The sequence below is a fragment of the Cernens ardua genome (assembly GCF_051251085.1).
Lineage (GTDB): Bacteria > Pseudomonadota > Gammaproteobacteria > Pseudomonadales > Halomonadaceae > Cernens > Cernens ardua.
On record NZ_JBPCZH010000001.1, the window covers coordinates 134,467 to 153,779 of the forward strand.

Consider the following 19,313-nt stretch of genomic DNA (forward strand, 5'->3'; position numbering starts at 1 on the left):
TACCGCTTTACTGAAAAAAGAAGGGTAAGCGATTGCAAACAATGATGGGATGGTTAAGTGATGCTCTTGGAATCATTCTGGTATATGGCGTTATGCTCTATGGGATTTACACTATCCCAGCTGCAATAATTATTGCCATTATTGGCATTTTCAAAAAAAGATGGTGGATTGCGGGGATATGTATTGCCTTTCTTGTAATAGCCTTTATCGAAGCGGAAATTTTTGTGAGGTCAATGAATTCATGAATCCATAACCGCGACGCATTCTGCGTGATGGTCAGGTATCAGAAAAATAAGAGCAGTTATTGAGGGCAATAGAGCAGTTATTGATGGCAATAGTGAGAGGCACTGTAGCAAGCAATACATTGATGAATGTAAAAAATGTGTCGAGACACACAACGGTATAGAGGAAAGAAAAGTACGCTCATCTTTCACTGGGGCAGGCCAGGGGCGCTGTGCTGTTGTTACACGCACATTCTATACACACTAAAAACTACGCACGCAAAAAAACCGATAGACAAAATAAAGCACCTACTGGCCCGCTAGAACCAAATGTAGGTGCTTTATTTTACTGAATAATGGCGGAGGGACAGGGATTCGAACCCTGGAAGGGCTATTAACCCTTGCCGGTTTTCAAGACCGGTGCATTCAACCGCTCTGCCATCCCTCCGACTGGTTGCGCATATTACCAGTTTTTTTTGCGAGGTCAACACTTCTGTTAAAAATCAGCCAGTTGAGACCTCTTCTGACCGCACGAAAACTCAATTGGCGTATTTGCGCGAAACACGATTGAGCGTGGAGGTCAATTGTACAGTCAGTATAAGATCAGCCAGCTCTTGGCCAGTAAAATTTTCGATGGCCTCTCTACGTATTTTGTCATCGCCATTTTGGTGTTTGATGAAATTCTCACACCAGGCCAATGCAGCACGTTCACGAGCGCTAAAGGTTTTATTGGTTGACCATTCAGCAAGATGCTGAATTTTTTCTTCCAACCCTAAAGCCGTAGCTTCTGCCAGTGTATTATGCGAACAACCTTCGCAACCGTTCAGCTGACATGTTCTCAGTTCGGCCAGGCAACGAATGGAAGGATCCAGACTACAATGTCGGATCTTTCGGCTTGTTTGGTAAATGTTTTTAACGTCAATCAGTTGTTGAGTCATGGTGAGCTCCGCTCAAGCACACTGCCAAGTGAGTCCTGAACGTTATTAATTAAAGGGTTCAGGCGTCTGTCGATTCCCGATCAGAAATCATTCTGCTCGTAAGTGTGTCTATTGAATACCGATTTAGTCCTCTTTTCCACATCCATGATTCATAAAGTTTACCTGGGTTATAAAGTACGCAAATTGATAACTCTCGTTGAACGCATGATTCTCCCAGACATGTCATATTTCGATCATTGAAAGAACGCTGAAGTTGGGTCATTAATCCTCTTTTTGTTCTATATACATACTTTAGTCTCTCAAACAGGGCTGTTAGACTCATTAATACTTAATTTAATATTAAAGTAGAAGATGCTAAAGGAATAACGTGCCAATGAGTAAAACTGGAGAGCCCATGGAAGGGCGTCGTACATTATTGAAATGGATAGCGGCTGGAACGGCCGCAGCAGCGGTATCCAATGTAGGGACGGTGTATGCTGATGGCGTTCGTCAGGCGAATGACAATCTTGCCAGTTGGGTCAATGCCAGCCAGGTTAGCCCGGAAATGCATCGTGTTCGTGAAATTCTCGGGCAACATTTCAACGCTCTTGGGGCTGCCAAAACGCTGCCAGAAAAACGTGCCATTCTTGATCGGATGTTTTCCAGCCACGTCAGGATTCCTGCTGATATCCACTTTACCGAAGTCAATGAAGGCGGGGTAAAAGGGGAGTGGTCACAAGGTAAAAATGTGCGTAAAGGCGCTGTCCTGTACTACTTGCATGGCGGTGGCTTCAGTATGGGCTCGGTGAAAGCATGGCGCGCAGTGAGTGCAGTCATTGGTAATACTGCCAATCTGAAAACATTTTCACTGTCTTACCGCCTGGCACCAGAACACCCATTCCCTGCACAGTTAAATGATGCAGTTGCAGGCTATAAATGGCTACTTGGGCAGGGTTATAAACCTGAAAACATTATTATTGCAGGTGATTCAGCAGGAGGGGGGCTGGCCCTTTCAACAGTGCTTCGTCTTAAAGCGCTTCACATCGGTGTGCCCGCGGGTATTTACCTGCTCTCGCCCTGGACAGACATGACCCTCAGTGGTGAAAGCATGTCACATCCGCTTGAATATGATCCGTTCAACCAAAAGTCAGATAATGCTGTCAATCGCCAGCTTTATATAGGGAACCGTAATCCACGTGACCCCTATATATCGCCTCTCTTTGCTGACTTCACTGGCTTTCCGCCTATTCTGACTCAGGTGGGAGGCAACGAAGCCTATCTGGATGATTCTTTGAGAATGGCACGCAGAGCCATGCGACAGGGGGTACAGGTTGACGTTGAGACCTGGCCTAATGTGTTTCATGTATGGCAGGGCTGGGCTCCCTATTTGCCTTCAGCTCGTGAAGCGCTTGCAGATGCAGCGGTATTTATCAATCAGGTGTTGGACAAACATCACTGATAAATTGAGAAGTCGTGGAAGATACGGCGTTTGATGGGTCCCTGGCCTGCTTCGAGAGGAGCGGGCTTTTTTATACGCATATATCGAAGCGTTTGTCTTTGCAGATTGATACTTCCGTTGAGGCATTTTCTTTGTAAATGTTTTGCGGAGTGAAGGGTTCCCTAGGCCTTGCTATCTTCTGAGACGATCTAACAACAAGTCTCTTTGAAAGAGGAGTGCAAGGTATGCGTTTATCCCTTGTTTTTGCGCAATCAGACAATGGTGTTTTGGGAGCCAACAATACAATTCCATGGCACGCCCGGGAAGAGCAGCTTCGATTCAGAAAAGCAACGTGGGGTAAAACGTTGCTCATGGGGCGTAAGACCTTCGATTCCTTGCCCACAATGCTGCAAAACCGGCATGTGATGGTGTTGACTTCACGGGTATTAGAGCAGGGCGATGTTACCTGTGTATCTTCCGTCGATGAGGCTATTTCACTGGCAGCCCAGAGGCATTGTGATGAAGTGGTGGTAGCGGGTGGCTCGTATTTATATGAGGCGATGATACCGGTATGTGATGTCGTTTATCAGTCGGTTGTACATGTGAATGTTGAAGGGGATGTGATGGCGCCCCAAATTCCTGATGACCTGTTCACTCAAGTCTGGTCTCGTTCGTATTCAGACACGCAACCTTCCTTCACCTATAAAACCTTTATAGCCAATCGATACAGACGCGATACTCCTGTTCTTTCGGAGGATATGGGGATAATCATGAACCCATGAAGCGTTTCTGATCACGTTGGCAAAATATCCGTTTTGTCTGTCACTGACCTGGCTATTCATTATAAACAGCCATCAACATCCGCTCGGATTGATTAAGATAGCCTTCCAGTAGACACGCGGCTTCATCAAGCCGTTGAGCAATCACCAATTGGTAAAGAGCTTCGTTTTTTTCCAGGAAGGTGGCATGTAAATAACGCAAGTCGGGAATCAATCCAAAAACGAGGCGTAACTCCGCTGTCAACGCTTCGAAAAAGCGCTCCAATCGTGGGCTGTCAGCCAATTGTATAATCGCGTGATGAAAATCAATGTTAGCGGTGCCCACGGCGATCCAATCACTGTTCTTCTCTGCTTCACGAGCACGTTCCAACGCTTGTTTTATGGCGTTCAACGCAGGATGGTGGGGCGTTGACTTCTTCACAGCTTCACACTCGATCATACGGCGGACCTGAAAAATATCGTAGATGGCCGCAGCACCGGGACGAGTGACAAATACGCCTCTATGAGGAATATGAGTTAATAGGCCGGCATTGGTCAATGCGCGAAAACTTTCTCTTAGCGTATTGCGTGAGACGCCCAGCTCTTCCGCCAAATGAACTTCAGAAAGCCGCTGATCGGGCAATAATTGGCCTTTTGTCAGACGTGTTCTGATTTCGTTAACCACTTGATCTCGCAAATTAAGGGTTGGCGCTTCTTTCATGCATGTCGCTCCTTTCTCCTTCTTCCAAACTTCCTCTATTTAAATATTCTGGCATGAATCTGTAGATATCACGTAATAAATAATCAGAAATTCCACGTTATCCATTTTATACAAGTGCGATCAAGTTATGAGGGGCTCTTTTGCATATGTAAGTGCAAGGGGAATAATCAGGCACTTAAAAGGATATGCCTAAACGAATATACACAGAGAGTGTTCAATTGAGTTTTTTCGTGTGCACCATTCTGGAGCAACAAGAATGTTTTATGTGCACAAACGGAAAATACCCGAAACCATGAGCATATTGTTCAACAACATTGTATGGATTGTTCCAAAATAAATCGCTCATTCCCTTACAAGAACGTCAGACTGGCACAGTACTTGCCTTGAACGAAGAAATATTTCATTCGCAACTCAGCGCATGATCATCAAGGGCAACATCCGGGGGTTCTTTATGAATGATAATGCTCAACCATCTGGGGTAGCTGAATCACACGTTTCGTTATCCAGCGTAAAAAACAGACGGTCTTCTCTTGTTGCGGCCATTTTTCTGATGGCAACGTCGGCGATAGGCCCCGGTTTTATTACTCAGACGGCTACCTTTACTGCGAAAATGGGCGGCGCGTTTGCCTTTGGTATCCTCGCCTGTATTGTCATTGATTTCATTGTGCAGCTGAATGTCTGGCGTATTGTGACACTAACGGGCAAGCGTGCTTCTGACATTGCCAATGAGGCACTTCCTGGCTCGGGATACGTGCTGGCGATTTTGGTGCTGGTAGGTGGACTGGTGTTCAATGTTGGCAACATTGCTGGAGCGGGTTTGGGCCTTAATGCTTTATTGGGTATTTCTCCTCAATGGGGAGGGATTGTGAGCGGTGTTATTGCATTGGGTATTTTTCTGTATAAACGCGCTGGTCTGATTGTTGACCGTATCATGATTGTTCTTGGTCTGTTGATGGTGGTGTTAACTCTGTTTGTGGCTTATGCCTCGCATCCACCGCTTGGGGAAGCCTTACGCCAGACCATTGTACCCGATACCGTTGATTTTGCCTCTATCACAACGATTATTGGTGGCTCTGTAGGGGGGTATATCACTTATGCCGGCGCACATCGTTTGCTCGACAAGGGCACAGTAGGGAAAGAACATATAGGTGAAGTTTCTCGTGCTGCCTTTAGCGGGATTTTAGTGACAGGCATTATGCGTTACGTCCTGTTTATTGCGATCCTTGGTGTCGTGGCTAGTGGAGTCACTCTGGATGTCTCTGGTGCAACGGCCAATCCAGCAGCGCAAGCATTCGAAGTGGCAGCGGGTAAAACCGGGCTTGCCATATTCGGATTCATCATGTGGGCGGCAGGTATTTCGAGTGTCATCGGTGCAGCGTATACATCGATCAGTTTTCTCACAACCTTTGCGCCTGCTTTGACCGAACGTGGTAGGCATTGGGCGACTGTTCTCTTTATTCTTATCACGTTGATTACGTATGCCTGTATTGGCAAGGCCCCTTCAGCACTGCTGGTATTTGCGGGCGGCTTTAATGGGTTGATTCTTCCTCTGGGTTTGACGTTGTTCCTTTATGTCGGCTGGCGGCGCTCGGATTTGATGGGCGGATATCATTATCCACGCTGGCTCCTTGTATCGGGCGCTGTCGTGTGTCTAATAACGTGGTCGATGGCGGTTGATTCCATCGGGACTGTTTTTTCATTTATTGGTCTGTAAGTGAGGCTTTTGGCTGCCTCTTGTCTATCAGGGTTTTCATCCCTTTTTGGCAGCCGGTAATAATTGATACAGGAATAAGGACGCCACAGCTTATGTCGTACCCTGACTCTACACATCGTTTAGCGGCTAGTACGGTACCTCGGGATGCGCGACTGCGTTATCGACAAGGTTTCAAGGCGCCCAGTGCCGGTGTTGCTCACGGTTTCGCGCAAGCCAACATGATTGCCTTGCCGAAATCATGGGCGTATGACTTTCTTCTATATGCACAACGAAACCCAAAGTCATGCCCACTATTGGACGTGACTGATGCGGGCGTTGTGACAACACCGTTGGGAAAAGGCGCTGATCTACGCACGGATTTTCCTGCCTATCGCATATGGCGTAATGGTCAGTGTGTTGATGAAGTCACCGACGCTACCCCTTTTTGGAATGAACAAGAGGATCTGGTCAGTTTTCTGATTGGATGTAGCTTTACCTTTGAATCCGGCCTGATCGAGGATGGCATAGAAGTCAGACATATTTGTGATGGCAGCAACGTGCCCATGTATCTAACCAACCGAGCCTGTCGAAGCGCCGAGCGTTTGCATGGTCAACTCGTCGTTTCCATGCGCCCCATTCCTGCTGATCGAGTGGCCGATGCCGTGCGAGTGACCGCCCGCTATCCCAATGTGCATGGTGCCCCTGTTCATATTGGCTATCCGGAAGGGTTGGGTATCAGTGATCTTACCCAACCCGATTTTGGTGAGGCTGTACGCATCAAGGAAGGAGAAATCCCCGTTTTTTGGGCATGCGGTGTAACGCCACAGGCGGCGATCATGGCATCGGGCGTTCCTTTCGCTATCACGCATGCCCCAGGGCACATGTTCATTACCGATGTTCCCAATCACGAATATCATCTTTAGGAGGTTCTTATGGCGACTATTCAGCTCAATTGTGATCTTGGTGAAAATTTCGGTCTTTATACATTGGGGGATCAAACAGCAGCGCTCAAGTATGTTGACCAGGCCAATCTTGCCTGTGGCTTTCATGCAGGTGATTTTTCCGTGATGGCGCGTTCAGTAGCGGATGCTGTTACACACAATATCAGCATTGGTGCGCACCCGGGCTATCCGGATTTACAGGGTTTTGGACGAAGAGCGATGGCATTCTCGCCACGGGAAGTGACGAATCTCATGCTGTATCAGATGGGGGCACTGAATGCGTTCTGTCAAATGCATGGCAAACAGATCGAGTATGTCAAGCCCCATGGTGCGCTTTATCATGCTATCTATAAAGACAGCGAAATGCTTGAAGCAGCACTGGTGGCCTGTAAGCAATTTCGTGAGGGATTACCGTTGATGACGCTTGCGGTAGCCGACCCTTCTGAAGTAAAGGCCAAAGCTGAAAAGCAGGGGGTTCCCGTTTTGTTTGAGGCTTTTGCGGATCGCGCTTATCTGGCGGATGCGACCTTATCTCCACGTTCACACCCTGATGCCGTACATCATGATCAGGCGCGTATTGTTCAACAAGGAGTAGCTATTGCAACGGGGCAGCCAATCACCACTTTGGAAGGGAAGTCGCTCACTCTTCAAGCGGATACATTGTGTGTTCATGGTGATAACCCTACGTCCCTGGCGGTGCTGAAATCGCTAAGAGCTGCTTTGGAGGATGTGTGACTCAACAACCCTCTATCGAACCCGCTGGCGCAGATGCAGCATTAATCCTGTTCGAGGAATGCCCTTCAGAAGCGACCTCACTTGCTATTATTGGTTGTCTGAAACGCATTGAAGCGCAGTTGGGAACACTTTTGTTGGATAGTATCCCGGGGTGGAATTCACTGCTTATTCACTACGATAGGCAACGTATGAACTATCGTGATCTGGCAGGGAGGCTCAAGTCAGTACTGGCGGAATGGCAGGATACTTCGAGCTGCCTGGATGAAATAGCCGTGGTACCTGGCACTACAGCCGGTGAAAAAAGTGCGCCTTCGTTGCGGCGCACTCACCTCATGCCTGTTCTCTATGATGGTGAAGATTTGCCTGCCATTTCACTAAAGACGGGACTGACCATAGACGAGATCATCACTGCACATCAGGCCGGTGATTATTACGTAGGCGCCGTTGGGTTTGTGCCCGGTTTTGCCTATATGGGAGGCCTTGATGGACGTTTGAGTGCCCCCCGTCGCGATACTCCTCGCGTTGCTGTGCCCAAGGGTAGTGTGGCTATTGCTGAGGCGCAAACCAGTATCTATCCCGAAGAGCTTCCGGGAGGATGGAACCTGATTGGCCGCTGTCCATTACGACTCTATGACCATCGACGTCAGCCACCGGGGCGTTTTCAAGTGGGCGACAAGGTTCAGTTTGTGGCGATTGATGAGGCACGTTTTCATCAGCTTGAGGGCCTTTGGTCGTGGGAGGGGGAGGAAACCGAGCAAGAGGGAAGTACAGATGTCTCAGCAGGATGAAAACAGGATGTATTGCGACCACACGCTATCAGATACGCATATTTTCGACGCTACGGACATAGGGCTGGAAATCCTCAAGCCCGGTATGCTTTCTCAATTACAGGATGCAGGGCGTGTTGGGTTCCTGCGTTATGGTGTCTCTCATGCGGGCGTTATGGACAGATATGCCTCAGCGTGGGCGAACCGTCTAGTGGGTAATCCGGCCACCATGCCTTTGATCGAGGTCACCTTGGGTGGTCTTCAATTTCGTTCCCGTATTGCGACGTGGGTGTCTGTCACCGGAGCAACGTTGGATGTTCGGGTGGATGGACACCTTCAGCCAAAGTGGTCGCGATTTTGGGTAGAAGTAGGGCAGACTATTTCGTTGGGTTTTGCCTCATCAGGCCAACGTGCCTATGTGGCCGTTGCGGGTGGATTGATGGCACCTCAAGTATTGAATTCAGTCTCTACGCATCAACGTAACAGGCTGGGCGGTTTGAAAGGGAATGGCCAGCCGCTCCAACAGAATGATTTTATACCGTTATCTTGTGGGCGCTTGCTAAACTCTGGGAATCCTTCTTCCCACCTTATCAGGAGGAAAGAGACACAAAGTAACGCTCAGGAGAGTCGGAATAACAACGTTGATGGCAAAGTAACCAAAATGCATTACCAATATCAGGGGCGCTATAAACATTCAGCACGCGCACATTGGGAGTATATTCCTGATTATAGTCACGACGTTACTATTCGTATTCAAGCGGGAGCCGACTGGCGTCTACTCGACCATGATCAGCGCGAAAAATTTCTGAGCCAATGGTGGGAAATCTCTTCTCAATCGGATCGTATGGGAATACGCCTTACCCATCAAACACCGATTGAAGGAGCACCCAAACGGCAATTATCGCTGGGTATCACAGCGGGGGCAATTCAATTACCGCCCAGCGGAGAGCCGATAATTCTGGCGGCTGATTGCCAAACCATGGGAGGATATCCTGTTATCGGGTGGGTGCATCCACTGGACATGAGCTTGCTGGCGCAGATGGCTTCTCATCGTAAAGTTCGCTTCACATTAGTGGAAATCGATGACATTCAGGCAGATATAGCCAAACTGGATGATTTTTTCTCGATAATTCCCTGATAATAGTTTCTCTGTACCTAGAGTTTCCCTAGTCCAATCAGTAAACTCATACTCGATATCCCTATGCCATGAGGTGCCTTATTTTCAGGTCTACTTCTTCAAAAAGAATAGTGCTCCAGCTGTCATTTATGGTCATTATCGGGATTTTAACGCTGGTTGTGGCCTTGTGCTGCGGACGTTATGACCTGACGGTTCGTCAAGTATTCTACGCATTGTCTGCCCCCCCCTGGCTCGGTCATCCAGGGAACATTGCCGATATTGTGGTATGGGATGCACGGTTGCCCCGTATAGCCGCAGCTATATTGGTGGGCGCCGCATTGGGTTGTGCGGGAAATACGTATCAGGCTGTCTTTCGTAATCCATTGGTTTCCCCTGATTTGATGGGGGTATTGAGCGGTTCAGCCTTTGGGGCTGCGTTACTTATTGTATTGGGTATGCCCTTGGCGCTTGTGCAATCAGGGGCATTTATGGGCGGTTTGGTGGCTGTTGGCGTAGGCCTGATGGTCGCTTCTTTATTACCGGAAGGTGGTTTGTTAACACTGTTATTGGGTGGATTGATTGCGAATGCGGTTTTCACTGCACTACTTTCTCTGGTGAAATATTTGGCTGACCCGCTGGACCAGCTACCCGCCGTCATCGATTGGTTATTGGGCTCACTGGCCTCTAGTCATTGGAGTCAATTGGCGCTTCTTGCGCCGCCAGTGGTGGTGTTGCTAGCTCTACTTATCTGGAAATCCCCTTTATTGGACGTGCTGACTTTGTCGGATGATGAAGCCCAAAGTTTGGGTATTCCTGTAAAACGTACGCGCTGGTTTTTTATTCTACTGGCAACACTGTTGTCGTCCCTCACCATTTCGATGGCTGGTATCATCGGTTGGGTGGGCTTGTTGGTTCCCCACATTGCGCGTTTACTTATCGGTGCCGAACATCGGCACACTATGCCTCTATGCGCCTTACTGGGGGCAATCGGCATGATTCTGGCAGATACGGTGGCTCGTTCCATCAGCAGTGGCGAAGTCCCTTTGGGTATTATCACTGAACTGGTAGGGGCTCTGGCGTTTATCATTGTATTGCAACGTGTACAGGGTAGCTGGCGATGAAGTCTTCCTCTAATAGCGACCGTGCGGTTCCTTCTGCGTTAATCATTGATCACCTTGGTTTTTCACGCCATGGGCGTTCTATATTCAGCGATCTGTCGCTTTCTTTTCAGGGAGGTGAATTCGTTGGGCTATTGGGAGCGAATGGGGCAGGGAAGAGCACGCTTTTGAAGACACTGGCTGGTTTTATCAGGCCATCGAGCGGCGGCGTGTCGCTCTTCGACCGTGCGCTCACATCACTTTCACCCAGGCAGATAGCACGCTACATTGCCTATGTACCTCAGCAAACACAGTTTTCTTTTCCCTATACAGTGCGGCGTATTGTTGAAATGGGGACTCTTCCCCACCATCACTCTGGAACAGCATCATATGCCATGAGTCAAGCCATTGAAGATGGCATGGCATGTATGGGGCTAAAAGCCTTGTCAAATCGCAAGGTCACCATGCTCTCGGGCGGGGAACGCCAACGTGTCATGATTGCCCGTGCTTTTGCTCAGCATACGCCTATCCTGTTATTGGATGAGCCGATGACGGGATTGGATTACGGTTTTCAGCTCAGGTTAATGGCTCTGTTGAAGCACTGTTGCACGGAAGGGCGGCTGGTTATCATGACATCGCATCGCCCCGAGGAGCTATTCAACCAGGTCAATCGGGTTTTGATCCTCGATGAAGGCCAAATAACCGATGACGGTTTCCCTGAGAGTACTCTTACCGCAGCACGGTTGTCTCGCCTGTATAATGTTCCACTACATGAGTGGGATCATCACGGCGGTAGAGGCTTTCAGCTAGACGAATAGTACGTCGTTGTCCCATCACTCAAGGTTTTGCATGTTTCAAGAGGTGAACATGAAGCCTATTCTTCCGTGACATGCGTGCAGAACCGGGAGTGTATATTCAGGGGGCATTGTGAAGGAGGGAAGGGCTTGAAAACAACGATATGTACGCGAAGTAAACGCTGCGGGCACCTTGTTGGTTTTGTATTGATGGGATTGATTGGCCTATGCAGCAGTGGGGCAGCTTTAGCAAATCCTCAGCGTATCGTAGAAGGGTGGTATGCGCATAATGCGACACTTCTTATGCTGGGGGCCGGCCATCAGATTGTGGCAACGGTGGCGCGGCCAAATACCTTACCATGGATGTTCGAGTTGTTTCCTGAATTACATCAAGCACAAGTGTTACCCTCACCCCGTTTAAACGGGGAGCAACTGCTGACACTCCACCCTGATCTTGTATTTATTCCCAAGGGGAACACTTCCGTAGACGAATTGCGAAGGCTTGGATTATCTGTTGATGAAGAAGGCTTTGACAGTTTTCAGGGAATGCTGGCCAGCGTGAATCGGACAGCAGAATTGCTGGGTACACCGTTGGCCAAACAGCGAGCAACAGCATTTGAGACTGCCTTGCTTCAACAATTGCCTTCTCATAGCTCAATATCTCCACCCATATCATCTGCGCCAATATCTTTTCATACGGGCCATACAGGTAATTCGCCGGCTGACGCCTGGGGGGATGCTTCTACACGAAAGGAGGGAGCTGTTAGGGAGGATCAGGCAAGCCGACAGCCTGTACGCGTGCTTCATATCGAATCAATATCGCCCTTACAGGTTGATGGTGGACGCACAATTATTGATCAATGGATAAGAAGTGCAGGGGGTATCAACGTGGCCCATGACTTGGTTGGAAACAAGCGGCCGGTCTCTATCGAGCAGGTTCTTGCCTGGCAGCCTCAGGTCATTATTGTTGGTGATACCGCTGGTTCTCTGGATACTTTGGATCAGAACCCGCTGTGGCAGCAGATCGATGCAGTCAAGCAAGGTCGTGTCGTGCGTAATCCCGGGGGAATATTTCCATGGGATCGTTATGGGCCGGAACTGCTTTTGCAATTGGAATGGGCTCATGAGCTTTTGTCAAAAGGTAAAATCGATCAACCTTTGATGATCAACAAAATAATTCACTTCTATCAGCAGTTTTATGGTGTTGAACTGAACAAGACCGATGCTATTCGTATGTTGAAAGGACTTCCTCCGGCGGATCAATGAAGGCCCCGTGCGTTCGGTGTATTAGCTCACTTGCCTGTAATGAATGTTTCGGTATGCAGCAAAATACTCAAGCGGTAAAACAGTGTGATATATAGGCTATATGCGCCATTCTCCAAGACACCTCTTCGCCCAACCGCAATCTACTCCTTTACAGTTTCCCTTCTGAGCCGAATCTCCTGCTGTTTTGTACGGTATTTACCAAATAAAAACATTTGGCAGTCGTCATTATCATTTCTGGCCTTATTGCAACTTCAGTGTTATTGACATAAAGATACAAATGATAATAATTTTCATTTGTATCTTTGATGGAATAACCGAATAGGATAACGGCCAATCACTATCACTCATTTAACCTGACCACTTGTTGATCATACCCTGGTGAAGTCCGTGATAAACAAGAGAGACATTCCTTTCCCAAAGAGATACGAATGATGCTCTGCTGGAGGAATGGCGGATATATATAGCAAGGGAAAAAAACATGTATAACATATTGAATTACGGCATATATCATTGCGGACATAACCAACCGTCACAAAGGCACTGCAAAAAAAGGGGTTACCTGGTATCTGCTGGCATGACGGCAGTTTTTTTACTCCCCTTTGGATTTACGACTGCACATGCGCAAACGGTGACTAGGCAGTCTCCCATGACGTCACTTTCAGATAGTGCTAATAAGCACGAGCAAGCAACTACCAGGGTGAATTCTTCTGATAACACGCAGTTGAAGACCGTGACAGTTTACGGACAGGTGGACGACAGTTGGGAGCGCATAGCCGGATATTCTACCGATTTGAGTCAGGCAGCGACAAAAACACCGTCACCCATTGTTGAAACGCCCGAGTCCATCTCAGTCATCGGACATCAGCAGATCACAGATCAGGGCTCAACCAGTGTGGCTGATGCTGTTCGTTATACACCTGGTGCATTCGGAAGTCTGGTGGGGGCAGAGAATCGTTACGATTATATCTCTCTACGTGGGTTCAGTGATGGTAATATTGATAATATCTACCTTGATGGACTAAAAGTGCTGGGTGATTCCGGTTCATACAGTACTTCACAGATTGATCCCTTCTTCCTCGAACGAGTCGATATCCTCAAAGGACCCTCTTCGGTTCTGTATGGTAATAGTTCACCGGGGGGTATTGTCATGCTGGAAAGCAAACGGCCTGATGTTGTGCCTCACCAGTATGTCCAGCTGCAGGGAGGAAACCGTTCGACTCGCGGATCTGCTTTCGATCTGACTGGACCAATGACAGCAGACGGTACCTTATCCTATCGCTTATTGGGTAGAGCCAACCAAACCAACACCCAATACCACCTGCACAAACCTACGACCCACTATGCCTTCATGCCACAGGTTACATGGACACCTGATGACAAGACGTCACTGAACCTTCAGGCCTATATTCAACATGATGGTGGGAATAGTTACCATAGTGGAGTTCCCATGGCAGGGGCGCTCGATCAATATCACGGTAAGCGAATTTCAAGCCGTTTCTTTGATGGTGATCCTTCTGACCTCTTCCATCGCAATGAGGCGATGATAGGTTACGAGTTTGGACATCAGTTCAACAAGATATGGTCAGTTCGCCAGAATATGCGCTATATCCATAGCCGTGTGAACCTGCGTCAAACCTATGGCTATGGCTACCTCAACAGCCAGTCGGAAGAGCTCAACCGCTATTATACCGGTGCGCAGGAGATGCTGAATTCCTATGCGGTCGATAATATTGCAGAAGCCGATTTCCACACAGGGCCAATCAAGCATACTCTGTTAATGGGGCTGGATTATCAATGGCGGCGCACGCACGAAGCCTTGCAGCAAGGGCTAGCCAGCCCATTAAATGCTTTCGCACCTGATTATTCGTTGCCACTGAACCTGAATATATATGGTGATACTCGTTATCGTCGGGATCTCACACAAACCGGTACTTACCTGTCCGATATGCTGAGTTGGAAACACTGGCGTCTCTCCCTGGGCGGCCGTGAAGACTGGGTGCGAATTCATGTTCATGATACCACTTCAGGTACGACGACATCCGGTAAAACCAATCATCACTTCAGTGGCAAGGCAGGTTTACTATATGCCTTTGACAATGGTGTCTCTCCGTTTATTGATTATTCGGAATCCTTCATTCCCGGGAGTAACACCAATATCAATGGGAATCTTTTAAAACCGACGAAAGGCAAGCAGTGGGAAGGGGGTGTAAAGTTTCAGCCAAAGGGGACAAATGATGCCTATACATTGGCTCTCTATCATATCGATGAGAGCAACATTGCAACATCTACACCCAATCAAACCTATTACACACCTGTCGGAAAAGTTCGATCTGCAGGGGTGGAGCTTGAAACACATACTCATCTGACACCTGATTGGCTGTTGAATGCAAGTTATGCATACGACGCGCTGAAATATAAAAAGTATAACGAAGGCACGAATGATTATGCCGGTAATACCCCATACGGTGCGCCCAAACACCAGGCCAATGTCTGGAGCACGTATCGATTTAATGGAGGTACATTGTCAGGCCTTATCCTTGGTGGAGGTGTGCGCTATCAATCCGGTATCTGGGTGGATGCTGCCAACTCCAGAAAGTTACCGAGCGTCACCTTGGTTGATGCCATGCTGCGGTACGACTTCAGTCGTTTGGGGGCAAAAGGGCTTACATTCCAGTTGAACGTTAATAACCTTTTCAATCGCCACTACGTTTCATCCTGCTATGACAGTACCGATTACTGTTATTTCGGACAGGATAGATCGATGCTGGCCACGGTCGGTTACACTTTCTAGGTAAAGGGCGTCTCGGGGCCTAAGAGGCGATTATATTCCCTGGGCCCCGGGGCCAAAAGAGATGGCATCCGAGCATTCCCAGTATAAATCTGACAATGGGCAGGATATGTTGTCTCTTGAGTGAAACCGTCAATCAAGGCAGAAGTATAATGAAACCCAAAACTGCCATGGCCTCTGTACGGTACTCAAACATACAGATGTTTATGGGCCTAATGCTCTCTTTTTCAGGTTCTGCTGTCATTGAGGGGACAGTTCCCACTTTGATCGCAACCGGCCTTCTGGCAACAATCTGGATACCGTTCTATACCACATTGTCTGGTATCATCAATGCGGCGGGCGTATTCCTTTCAAGACTATTGATGGATCGTTCACCGTATCAGGTACTGTTGCTGTGTGACCTCTATGATTTGAGTCTGACGACACTGGCAATAATCGCAACAGCCAGCGGATATATCAGTCTCACGAAAATAGTGGTGGTATATCTGCTGGGTTCGGCGTGTTTACCGGTATTGACCAACATTGCCAATAATACCTATGTGGGAAGCCTCTCATTGAGGTCACGCGTGGCGGCCAATCGCTTCAATGTGATCTCTCTCTTTCTAATGACAATTGCCACCCTGGTCGTAGCGCGTCCTGTGGGCAGTTTTTTTGTTGGCCATTCACTTTATTTGATTTTCTTGATCAACTTGCTGTTAACGCTAGTTTCGTTGGGATGTCGTTGGCAGGCGTTAAAAAATGTCCCTACATCCATGGTTGTCACAAGCAGGAGGGATCGGATTGCGTTTTTTCAGCGTTTGAATGTGTTGGAGACGTTGCGGTACTTCAAGGGGCATGTCTTTAGTCTCAAGGATACGTCTCCCCTGATTATTTCACTGCTGTACCTTTCCATTGGGCTTTTTTTGTATTATTTACCGTTATGGCTGGCCAACCCGTTTTCACACAAGGGAAGTATTATTGCATTGGTAGAGGCTTGTGGCGGTGCAGGTTCAACCTTTGGACCCCTCATGTTCGGATGGCTGGGGGGGCGTTTCAGTCTACGGAACCAGGTAATGGCCTGCGTTATGGGTACAGCTCTTCTGGAAGGGATTACGCTGCTATTGATTATTCTTTGCGGCGCACCCAAGTCCTGGCACGGACTGCTGATGTTTCTTCCTCTTGTGTTCGGCCTCTTTCTAGTAGCTGCCTACTGTAATATTGCTGCCTTGACGTCGCGCCAACAGAGATTTGCCGGAAAACACTATATTGAAATGGTGGGATTAGCCTATAGCTTTACAGCTTTATTCACATTGATGGGTAGCTGGTGGGGATACTGGCTGGATGCATCGCAAAATCCCTTGCTATCGATTTCAGTTGCCTTGGGTATCGCTGTCATGACGTGGATAGGATTGTTACGACACTCCTCGGAATGTACTGAAACAGCCTCATAGTGTAACCAACTGGCATGTTGTAGTGTCAAAAGAAGGGATATTGGTAACCTGATGGGTAAAAGAGAGGATAAAACGATATAAACAGTCCCAATATGTTTATAAAATTCACATTATTGATTATATTAGCTATCTGAGTTCCGGTATATTTTCACCTGCTCAATGATGTTTGTGCCTGTTTTGTTCTATGCTTCAACGGCATATGTCACCCATATGGAACATCCAGGTGTTTGTACTGGGTTTTATTATCTGCTCACCACCCACATGTTAGAGGTTTTTCTTTTGTCGGCTTTTAAATTTTCCTCGCGTTCCAGGTCATTTGCCAAAGTGGCGGGTCTTACCGGTATTGCTTTGACTGTTTCAATGTTGTCCGGATGTTCGTTTATTTCTCATCTTACAGGTTCCGATTCGCAGCCTAAAAAAGTAGAACCCTATACAAAGAAATCCATTGAAATTTCTACCTCCCAGAATGCGTTGGAAGCGGCTCAGCGTTATCCCAAAAAAGTAGGGCAACAGGTGTGCCGTACTCTGGAGAACAAATTCTGGGGTGAATTCATTATGGTGGGACGCGTTGGCGCTATCGGCAGCAACCACCTGATGCGTGTTGACCTGCTTCGTGTACAGTTGAAAGGTCATCGTGATATTACCCAACGTGGCTTCGCGCCCACGCGTTGGGCGCTTCAGAGCCAGTGGTATTCTTGCCACGATCCAGTTTAAGCCCCGCGCGTATATCTGATCGAATAAACTACAGAACCTGTTTTCAGGTTGAGTACGACGAAACCCTGTCATTTTCATTGGCGGGGTTTATTTGTATTCTGCCATTGAAATCGGTACAAGGAGGGAACGCCGTCATGAGCACCGTTGAGCAAACTACACATGAACCTGCCCAACCACTTCGTTATGCATTATTAGTGCTGGCGCCTCCCTATAGTCAGGAAGCTTCCCATTCAGCCATCCGCTTTGCACAGGCATTGCTTGTTCAAGGGCACGTATTGGAGACAGTCTTTTTCTATCATGACGGTGTGTATAATGCGGCGCGTATGCAGTACCCCCCTCAGGATGAACCCTCGATTGTAAAACAGTGGCAGACACTGGGGGAGGAAAGCGGCGCATCACTTCAAGTATGTATTGCGGCGAGTATCAAACGCGGTATCACCACTGAAGCAGAAGCAAAACGGTATGGTGAGCCAGTGGAAACATTAGCGCCCGGATTCGAACTGGTTGGATTGGGGCAGCTTGTACAGGCGACTGCTATTTGTGATCGTGTCATGACTTTTGCCTGAGGTTTGTGTTTCGGCCGGTGTCATGAAGAAGTGCTACTACATTATTTACCAGTGCAAATGAGGAAAGCATGCCGACTGCATTACCACCACAGCTGATCATATTCCGTCATGCCCCCCTGAGCAGCAGTCTAACGGCAGAAGGGCTGGATCTTGCACTGTTGAGTGCCAGTTTCGGGGGGAGGGTGACGCTCTTTTTTTGCGATGAAGGGGTATTTAGCTTGCTGGGTAACCAAAGCAAGGGGCCTTTGGGGGAAAAATCTGTCTTACCGACATTGAAGGCATTGGCGCTGTACGATATCGATCAGGTGTATGTGGATGAAGCCTCGTTAATACAGCGTGGGCTCACAATCGAGACGCTGGGTATACCGGTGAAAACCGGTCGGATTGAACACTTGCTTGACGATAATCCTTGTATATTCACCTTTTGATTTTATCGGCCCTTGATTGACTGCGAGTATGTAGACACACATAAGCATGTTCAGCAGATGAAGCGTCAAGTTATAAAACCGCTTCCTTAGAGCTACCTGATGCCCGTTTTCAGCTAACACAGGAATTTTCCATGTTGCACCTCTTAGGTCGTTCCCGCTTTAGTGATCCAGCACTGTTTGGGCGCGTTATCAATGCCCTCGGTGAGAATGATGCGCTTGTATTCATCGGCGAGGGTGTGCTGGGGCTTGCGGGGTTAAGGAAAGAAGATTTACCGTCTCTTCATGTATCCCTTTATTTTATGGAAGAAGACATGGCTGCCAGGGGGGGGCTGGGCGAATTCCCTGAGGTGGTTCAAGGTATCAATATGTCTCGGCTGGTTGCACTATCGGTTGAGCACCCCAGAAGTATCAGTTGGTATTGAGTGTAACTTTGTACTTGGAGTGATACCTCAGCAAAAAGGGGATCCATGGACCATCTCGGTAGTTTGGAGCTATTTTGCGTCTTTATTATGTCAGGCAAGATCAGAAGTGGCAGGAGTTGTTATGTCGAGTGATTGTTCTTCAGCTTCACTGAAGGTAGGTATGAAAGAGATTTCGCTGGATCCTGAAGGGTATCTTGCGTCTCTTGGTGATTGGAGTCCGGAGGTAGGTGCTGCATTAGCCGCCCGTGAAGACCGTCAGTTGGATGAGCGTCATTGGGAAATATTGTCACTGTTGCGGGATTTTTATCATCAATATGAATTGTCCCCGGCCATGCGCCCCCTCACTAAAGCCGTTAAACAACAATTGGGCGATCAAAAAGGATCTTCCATGTATTTGATGATGCTCTTTCCCGAACGGGAGCAAAGTGAAAGCCCTGCACGTATTGCGGCACGCCTTGCTGGACTCCCCAAACCGACCAATTGCCACTGATAAATTGCTA

Annotated in this window: 20 protein-coding genes and 1 tRNA gene; 18 read left to right on the forward strand and 3 right to left on the reverse strand. The window is 48.1% G+C overall.

Translation table 11 applies throughout. From position 1 onward, the window contains the following. The first annotated feature begins 32 nt into the window (after nt 1-32). Nucleotides 33-245: a hypothetical protein gene (locus tag LMG33818_RS00685; protein ID WP_442321428.1), complete on the forward strand. Its 213-nt coding sequence runs from the start codon at nt 33-35 to the stop codon at nt 243-245. A gap of 333 nt (nt 246-578) precedes the next feature. On the opposite strand, the gene LMG33818_RS00690 is transcribed toward LMG33818_RS00685, so the two are convergent. Both LMG33818_RS00690 and LMG33818_RS00695 read right to left on the reverse strand, forming a co-directional pair. Next, nucleotides 579-669 (reverse strand) — tRNA-Ser (locus LMG33818_RS00690). A gap of 91 nt (nt 670-760) precedes the next feature. Continuing rightward, nucleotides 761-1,159, reverse strand: a complete 399-nt coding sequence (locus LMG33818_RS00695) for a carboxymuconolactone decarboxylase family protein (RefSeq protein WP_442321429.1) — start codon at nt 1,157-1,159, stop codon at nt 761-763. A gap of 373 nt (nt 1,160-1,532) precedes the next feature. Here LMG33818_RS00695 and LMG33818_RS00700 point away from each other — a divergent pair, with 373 nt between their 5' ends. Together LMG33818_RS00700 and LMG33818_RS00705 are read left to right on the forward strand one after the other, a co-directional pair. After that, entirely contained in the window at nt 1,533-2,597 is a 1,065-nt protein-coding gene (locus LMG33818_RS00700) for an alpha/beta hydrolase (protein WP_442321430.1), read from the forward strand. A gap of 224 nt (nt 2,598-2,821) precedes the next feature. Next, entirely contained in the window at nt 2,822-3,358 is a 537-nt protein-coding gene (locus LMG33818_RS00705) for a dihydrofolate reductase (RefSeq protein WP_442321431.1), read from the forward strand. A gap of 52 nt (nt 3,359-3,410) precedes the next feature. On the opposite strand, the gene LMG33818_RS00710 is transcribed toward LMG33818_RS00705, so the two are convergent. Then, a complete protein-coding gene (locus LMG33818_RS00710; RefSeq protein WP_442321432.1) occupies nt 3,411-4,055 on the reverse strand; it encodes a GntR family transcriptional regulator in 645 nt (214 codons plus the stop codon). Nucleotides 4,056-4,506: 451 nt separating this feature from the next. Between LMG33818_RS00710 and LMG33818_RS00715 the strand changes: the two genes are divergently transcribed. The 15 genes from LMG33818_RS00715 (at nt 4,507) to LMG33818_RS00785 (ending at nt 19,303) form a co-directional block, all read left to right on the forward strand. Then, a complete protein-coding gene (locus tag LMG33818_RS00715) occupies nt 4,507-5,769 on the forward strand; it encodes an NRAMP family divalent metal transporter (protein ID WP_442321433.1) in 1,263 nt (420 codons plus the stop codon). A gap of 92 nt (nt 5,770-5,861) precedes the next feature. Next, nucleotides 5,862-6,671, forward strand: coding sequence for a putative hydro-lyase (locus LMG33818_RS00720; RefSeq protein ID WP_442321434.1), 810 nt, complete (start codon nt 5,862-5,864; stop codon nt 6,669-6,671). Nucleotides 6,672-6,680: 9 nt separating this feature from the next. Beyond that, a complete protein-coding gene (locus LMG33818_RS00725) occupies nt 6,681-7,424 on the forward strand; it encodes a 5-oxoprolinase subunit PxpA (RefSeq protein ID WP_442321435.1) in 744 nt (247 codons plus the stop codon). Continuing rightward, complete coding sequence (locus LMG33818_RS00730) at nt 7,421-8,212, forward strand: 5-oxoprolinase subunit B family protein (protein ID WP_442321436.1); 792 nt, start codon at nt 7,421-7,423, stop codon at nt 8,210-8,212. The genes LMG33818_RS00725 and LMG33818_RS00730 overlap by 4 nt, the downstream gene beginning before the upstream one ends. Next, nucleotides 8,196-9,329 carry a 5-oxoprolinase subunit C family protein gene (locus LMG33818_RS00735; RefSeq protein ID WP_442321437.1) on the forward strand — a complete coding sequence of 378 codons (1,134 nt, stop codon included), beginning with the start codon at nt 8,196-8,198 and terminating at the stop codon, nt 9,327-9,329. The genes LMG33818_RS00730 and LMG33818_RS00735 overlap by 17 nt, the downstream gene beginning before the upstream one ends. A 110-nt stretch (nt 9,330-9,439) precedes the next feature. Beyond that, entirely contained in the window at nt 9,440-10,429 is a 990-nt protein-coding gene (locus LMG33818_RS00740) for a FecCD family ABC transporter permease (protein ID WP_442321438.1), read from the forward strand. After that, entirely contained in the window at nt 10,426-11,223 is a 798-nt protein-coding gene (locus LMG33818_RS00745) for an ABC transporter ATP-binding protein (RefSeq protein WP_442321439.1), read from the forward strand. Before LMG33818_RS00740 ends, LMG33818_RS00745 begins: the two co-directional genes overlap by 4 nt. Before the next feature lie 126 nt (nt 11,224-11,349). Continuing rightward, nucleotides 11,350-12,465, forward strand: a complete 1,116-nt coding sequence (locus LMG33818_RS00750; protein WP_442321440.1) for an ABC transporter substrate-binding protein — start codon at nt 11,350-11,352, stop codon at nt 12,463-12,465. A gap of 730 nt (nt 12,466-13,195) precedes the next feature. Continuing rightward, the gene (locus LMG33818_RS00755; protein ID WP_442321441.1) at nt 13,196-15,256 is read left to right on the forward strand and encodes a TonB-dependent siderophore receptor; all 2,061 of its coding nucleotides are present in this window, start codon (nt 13,196-13,198) and stop codon (nt 15,254-15,256) included. 149 nt (nt 15,257-15,405) lie between these two features. Further along, nucleotides 15,406-16,683 (forward strand): MFS transporter, encoded by a 1,278-nt coding sequence (locus tag LMG33818_RS00760; RefSeq protein WP_442321442.1) that lies wholly within the window; start codon nt 15,406-15,408, stop codon nt 16,681-16,683. Between the two features lie 279 nt (nt 16,684-16,962). Further along, the gene (locus tag LMG33818_RS00765) at nt 16,963-17,397 is read left to right on the forward strand and encodes a hypothetical protein (RefSeq protein WP_442321443.1); all 435 of its coding nucleotides are present in this window, start codon (nt 16,963-16,965) and stop codon (nt 17,395-17,397) included. 134 nt (nt 17,398-17,531) lie between these two features. Beyond that, entirely contained in the window at nt 17,532-17,963 is a 432-nt protein-coding gene (gene tusD / locus LMG33818_RS00770) for a sulfurtransferase complex subunit TusD (RefSeq protein ID WP_442321444.1), read from the forward strand. Nucleotides 17,964-18,031: 68 nt separating this feature from the next. Further along, a complete protein-coding gene (locus LMG33818_RS00775) occupies nt 18,032-18,391 on the forward strand; it encodes a DsrE family protein (RefSeq protein ID WP_442321445.1) in 360 nt (119 codons plus the stop codon). 131 nt (nt 18,392-18,522) lie between these two features. Further along, entirely contained in the window at nt 18,523-18,813 is a 291-nt protein-coding gene (gene tusB / locus LMG33818_RS00780; protein WP_442321446.1) for a sulfurtransferase complex subunit TusB, read from the forward strand. A 121-nt stretch (nt 18,814-18,934) separates the two neighbouring features. Further along, nucleotides 18,935-19,303, forward strand: a complete 369-nt coding sequence (locus tag LMG33818_RS00785; RefSeq protein ID WP_442321447.1) for a TusE/DsrC/DsvC family sulfur relay protein — start codon at nt 18,935-18,937, stop codon at nt 19,301-19,303. The last annotated feature ends 10 nt before the right edge of the window (nt 19,304-19,313 follow it).

Bases quoted from the DNA above. Each gene is read 5' to 3' on its own strand.
- LMG33818_RS00785 (WP_442321447.1), top strand. From the start codon at position 18,935: ATGTCGAGTGATTGTTCTTCAGCTTCACTGAAGGTAGGTATGAAAGAG.
- LMG33818_RS00760 (WP_442321442.1), top strand. From the start codon at position 15,406: ATGAAACCCAAAACTGCCATGGCCTCTGTACGGTACTCAAACATACAG.
- LMG33818_RS00710 (WP_442321432.1), bottom strand. From the start codon at position 4,055: ATGAAAGAAGCGCCAACCCTTAATTTGCGAGATCAAGTGGTTAACGAA.
- tusB (WP_442321446.1), top strand. From the start codon at position 18,523: ATGTTGCACCTCTTAGGTCGTTCCCGCTTTAGTGATCCAGCACTGTTT.
- LMG33818_RS00775 (WP_442321445.1), top strand. From the start codon at position 18,032: ATGCCGACTGCATTACCACCACAGCTGATCATATTCCGTCATGCCCCC.
- tusD (WP_442321444.1), top strand. From the start codon at position 17,532: ATGAGCACCGTTGAGCAAACTACACATGAACCTGCCCAACCACTTCGT.
- LMG33818_RS00735 (WP_442321437.1), top strand. From the start codon at position 8,196: ATGTCTCAGCAGGATGAAAACAGGATGTATTGCGACCACACGCTATCA.
- LMG33818_RS00715 (WP_442321433.1), top strand. From the start codon at position 4,507: ATGAATGATAATGCTCAACCATCTGGGGTAGCTGAATCACACGTTTCG.
- LMG33818_RS00705 (WP_442321431.1), top strand. From the start codon at position 2,822: ATGCGTTTATCCCTTGTTTTTGCGCAATCAGACAATGGTGTTTTGGGA.
- LMG33818_RS00725 (WP_442321435.1), top strand. From the start codon at position 6,681: ATGGCGACTATTCAGCTCAATTGTGATCTTGGTGAAAATTTCGGTCTT.
- LMG33818_RS00745 (WP_442321439.1), top strand. From the start codon at position 10,426: ATGAAGTCTTCCTCTAATAGCGACCGTGCGGTTCCTTCTGCGTTAATC.
- LMG33818_RS00700 (WP_442321430.1), top strand. From the start codon at position 1,533: ATGAGTAAAACTGGAGAGCCCATGGAAGGGCGTCGTACATTATTGAAA.
- LMG33818_RS00720 (WP_442321434.1), top strand. From the start codon at position 5,862: ATGTCGTACCCTGACTCTACACATCGTTTAGCGGCTAGTACGGTACCT.
- LMG33818_RS00695 (WP_442321429.1), bottom strand. From the start codon at position 1,159: ATGACTCAACAACTGATTGACGTTAAAAACATTTACCAAACAAGCCGA.